Here is a 4,477-nt window from a genome sequence, read left to right on the forward strand (position 1 = left end):
CAAATGGTAGAATTAAAATCGTGCTTCGCAGTCAATATCCTGGTCGGATTTCATCCCCCGCAAAGGTTGATGTCTTGTCGAAAAATTTAGCGGGGGCATTCATCCGACATTTTAGGTAATTTTTCCATCGATGTCATCTAAAAATAATCATGCGTCTCTTACACACCATGCTCCGGGTCAATAACTTGCAGGAATCTCTACAATTTTACTGCGATGTGCTAGGAATGAAGTTACTGCGCCAGAAAGACTATCCCAATGGTCAATTTACCCTCGCTTTCGTCGGTTATGGCGATGAAGCTAATCATGCTGTCATCGAACTGACCTATAATTGGGGAGTTGATCGCTATGAAGTCGGTAATGCTTACGGTCATATTGCCCTAGGCGTGGATGATATCTATAGCACCTGTGAGAAAATTAAAGCTCTTGGTGGCAATGTCACCCGGGAACCAGGCCCGATGAAACACGGTTCTACCGTGATTGCTTTTGTGGAAGATCCTAATGGCTACAAGATCGAGTTAATTCAACTAGGAACCCAAGCTGCTGCCGTGGCTACGGCTTAAATTTATTGCCATCAAAAGCTTATGAATGTTGAAATTGAACGGAAGTTTCTGGTTAAAGGGGATTCTTGGCGATCGCTTGCGACCGGCAAGTTGTATCGTCAGGGATATATTCCTACCCAAGAGGGATTGACAACTGTGCGAGTTCGTGTAGTTGGAGATCGGGGTTATTTAACCATTAAAGGCAAGACTGAGGGCATTAGTCGGCTGGAATTCGAGTATGCAATTCCCCTAGAAGATGCGGTGCTCATGTTAGAAAACCTCTGTAAGAAACCTTTAATTGAAAAGATTCGTCATCGCATTTCTCTGGATAATTTAACTTGGGAAGTTGATGAATTTTTAGGGGATAATCAAGGTTTGATTATGGCTGAAATTGAGTTACAACAAGAGGATCAAGTCATTACTATTCCTGATTGGATCGGCGAAGAAGTCACGGGAGATGAGCGATACTACAATATCAATTTACAGGAATATCCCTATAAAATGTGGTCATTGTAGTATTAATTTCTTTCGTGGTTAACTCTGGGTGGATACGGCTTTTTCTGATTCGTTTAGCTTATTCGTTACCCGTCGGAGAACGCCATTAATAAAGCGATAACCTTCATCATCAGAATAACGTTTTGCTAATTCGATTGCTTCATTAATCGCTACTTTTTGAGGTAGATCGAGATAGAGCATTTCTGCCACGGCAATTTGGAGGATATCCCGATCGATTCTTGGTAAACGATGTAGTTGCCAATCCACTAAAGCGCCGGTTAATTCCTGTTCGATTTCCGCACGACGACGATAGACTGTACCGATTAATTCTAGGGCATATTCCCGCACTTCGTACTGACTAGATAACTGGACAATTTCGGGAAAATCTATCACGGTTCCTAAACGATTAATGGCATTGTGAGTAAGAGAAATCGCTTCTTTTATCATGGTTTGGGCGCTTTTTAGATTTGTCGCCTTAGTATCACTAGCGAGAATCCGTTCATTACCACGACTAATTTCGGCGGCGGCGGTTTCTAAGGTTTCTTGAATTTCCAGGGTTAAGGTTCTAACCGCGACTAAAATTAAATCGTTTAAAGTTTGCTGTTCTAGGTTTTCAGGATTGCCTTTAATCTGACTTAAACTCAAAAGGGCAAGTTCTCGAGCAATGCGGCGGGGTTGTTGACGGGGAGACATAGAGGTTTAGAAGTAGAGGAAAGAAAATTATACAACTTTATTGATCGCTATTCGGTTGGGTTAATTTTTCTCGGCGATCAATCTTGACTTTCAGATCAATTCTTGACTAACTTCTATTCTAGCATAAAAGCTGCCAAGATTTAATTTTTCAGGTTTTAATTAGACAAAAGACAATATCTATCTTGAATCTCCCCTAATTTAGTCTCAGCTTCTTGAGCATTAATAGCTAATTGGGCAAACTCTAGAAAGCGTTTTAATTCCTTGCGTAATAAATTCCTTTCTACTTCCCAAGTTTCTCGATCTAAGGTCGGTGGCATAACGATCATATCAAATAAAGTGGCCTGTTTTTTATCGGGATGGGGGCGCAATATTCGCCCGCGACGCTGAATAAATTGTCGAGGATTACTACTACTAGCCAGAATGACTGCGTTTTGAATTGATGGCAGATCTACTCCCTCATCTAAACATCTAATTGCTACTAATCCTTGTAGATAACCCTCCTCAAATTGTTGGCGAATTTTTTCTCGTTCTTCTAGAGAAGTTTCTGCGGTGTAGGTAGCAACTCGATAACCTAATTGATTGCCCAATAAATGAGTAACTGCCTCTACTTGACGACGATAATTAGCAGTATAATTTTCCACATAACCATCCCCACAATAAAATAAAGTATGATCCGTATCTAAACGCTCTTGCATCAGTTGTTGTAAAGCCTGTAATTTATTACTTGCTGAACCAACTAATCGTGACCTTTGCATTAACAAAGAGGTGAGGTTTTCATTACCATTGAAATTACTATTTTTCTGCAAAGTCCAGCCGATTCTTTGGGTTAATTTTGCGTATAATAAAGCCTCACCGTCGGTTAACTCAACCAAGACTGGATAATAAAAATAATTGACTAAAGCTCCTTTACTAATAGCATCAGCTAGGGTAAATTCTGGTTGTAGAATTTGCCCAAAATAATCAAGAATAGCGTCAGTTCCTTCCTCATCAAAATATCTTTCAGGAGTAGCGGATAAAGCCAATCTTAGACCTAAAGAACGGGGTAATAATTCTTCTAATCGGGGGGAACCTAAATTATGTGCTTCATCACCAACGATTAAAGTTTTATCGGGAAAAAATTTTATTTGTGATTGAAAACCCTCGCTAATAAAAGTTGAGTTAGTAGTTAAAATAGTGACAAATTTTTGATTACCCGCTTGCACATTATATAATTCTGTGGCTAGTTGACTTTGCCATGTATGGACACTTTCGTAGGCTAAAATCGGTTTAAGATTAAATTTTTCCGCTTCTCGTTGCCATTGATTGACTAGGTGACGATAGGGGCAAATTACTAATAATACTTGCAGTTCTATCGCTTGGTAAAGTTCCGTGGCAATAGCTAAAGCAGTAATAGTTTTACCGCTGCCGGTGGCCATTTTTAAAGTTCCCCGTCCCCGATTACGAAACCAACTGATAATCGCTGTATTTTGGTAGTCTCTCAATTCTAAATCGGGGGGAATTCTAGGAATACCAGAGGGATTAACTCGATAGAATCCTCGCAATTCAGCAACTTGTCTGAGCTTGCGGGAACTCAGAAAATCTCTAGTTATTTTTTCCCAATCTATCCAGCAACTATTCATAGAACCTCTTGGAAAAATCAAAAATTGTTGTTAGGGTTAGGAGTCAGGATTCGGTCGTCAGGATTCGGTCGTCAGGATTCGGTCGTCAGGAGATTGTTTTTATTTAGGGTTTGCTGTTCGCAAGAGGTTTATACTAAATCCTGTTTAAAAGGTATAGGGGAGCAGCGGAGCGCCGGAGCAGGGAGAAACAATCCATAGCTTGGGAGTTCATCACACTATTAAAAATAGTTTTTGTATAAGCTCAAAAATAGCAAAAAGCCAAAAAGCTAAAAGCTAAACGTTGCTACCTATACAATTGGGATGGACTAAAAAGACCATCCCACAGCTGTCAAGCCACTCTTAACTGTTATCCTAGAAACCTAGGGAATGATTGAGATAATTTACCTGGTCGCTACTTCTTCTTTTTGGGGAGTATTTTGCCGAAGTTTTTCTTGATCTTTGCGACGTTTTTTAGCATAAAGTTGGATTGTCACCGCCATTAATACCACTAAAGCTACAATTAACCAAGTGGTCAAATCGAGGGGTAATTGATTCTTAAATACTGCCAAAAGGACAATAACTACCAATAACAGGGTTGGTGCTTCATTTAACGCCCGAAATTGCTGTCCCGTCCAATTACATTCCCCTTTTTCTAGCTTTTTCATGATGCGACCACAGTAGAAATGATAGAGCAGTAAAAGAGCCACAAAGGATAATTTAATATGTAACCATCCCGATTTTAAAATTTCCGGTTCTGTGGAGATTAAACCGATCGCCATGGCCACGGTGACAATCATCCCCGGTGTGGTAATGATATTGTAGAGTCGCTTCTCCATGATCTCGTATTGTGCTTTCAGAATAGCTTGTGCGGGTTCCGTTTCTGTTGCTGCCTCCCCATGATAGACAAACAAACGTACTAAATAAAATAGTCCCGCAAACCAAACAACTACCCCAATCAGGTGAAATGCTTTAAACCAATAGTAAGCCATAGTCTATATTGTGATGTGAGTCCCGAATTAATTAGTCTAAGAGTTATCCATACTTTCCCAGACTATCCCTATACAAAAGTTTAGACGGAAAATAGGGGTTGGGGAGAGTGGGAATTATGAATTGGGTAGTGGGGTAGTGGGGTAGTGGGGGAATTTCAACTAA

5 protein-coding genes are annotated in these 4,477 nt (G+C 40.2%); 2 read left to right on the top strand and 3 right to left on the bottom strand.

Annotated elements, in window-relative coordinates; genetic code table 11:
* The first annotated feature begins 149 nt into the window (after nucleotides 1–149).
* Nucleotides 150–560 (top strand): lactoylglutathione lyase, encoded by a 411-nt coding sequence (gloA, locus tag IM477_RS06590; RefSeq protein ID WP_002796773.1) that lies wholly within the window; start codon nucleotides 150–152, stop codon nucleotides 558–560.
* A gap of 21 nt (nucleotides 561–581) precedes the next feature.
* A complete protein-coding gene (locus tag IM477_RS06595; RefSeq protein ID WP_287731019.1) occupies nucleotides 582–1,055 on the top strand; it encodes a CYTH domain-containing protein in 474 nt (157 codons plus the stop codon).
* A gap of 18 nt (nucleotides 1,056–1,073) precedes the next feature.
* Here IM477_RS06595 and nusB read toward each other — a convergent pair whose 3' ends face one another.
* From nusB to hemJ, 3 genes are all read right to left on the bottom strand, one after another.
* Nucleotides 1,074–1,727, bottom strand: coding sequence for a transcription antitermination factor NusB (gene nusB, locus IM477_RS06600; protein WP_287731021.1), 654 nt, complete (start codon nucleotides 1,725–1,727; stop codon nucleotides 1,074–1,076).
* A gap of 155 nt (nucleotides 1,728–1,882) precedes the next feature.
* Nucleotides 1,883–3,346: a DNA phosphorothioation system restriction enzyme gene (locus IM477_RS06605; protein ID WP_287731022.1), complete on the bottom strand. Its 1,464-nt coding sequence runs from the start codon at nucleotides 3,344–3,346 to the stop codon at nucleotides 1,883–1,885.
* Nucleotides 3,347–3,726: 380 nt separating this feature from the next.
* Nucleotides 3,727–4,314 carry a protoporphyrinogen oxidase HemJ gene (hemJ, locus tag IM477_RS06610; RefSeq protein WP_286824591.1) on the bottom strand — a complete coding sequence of 196 codons (588 nt, stop codon included), beginning with the start codon at nucleotides 4,312–4,314 and terminating at the stop codon, nucleotides 3,727–3,729.
* Nucleotides 4,315–4,477 lie beyond the last annotated feature (163 nt).

The organism is Microcystis sp. M090S1 (assembly GCF_020246295.1).
In the GTDB taxonomy this organism is placed as follows: domain Bacteria; phylum Cyanobacteriota; class Cyanobacteriia; order Cyanobacteriales; family Microcystaceae; genus Microcystis; species Microcystis aeruginosa.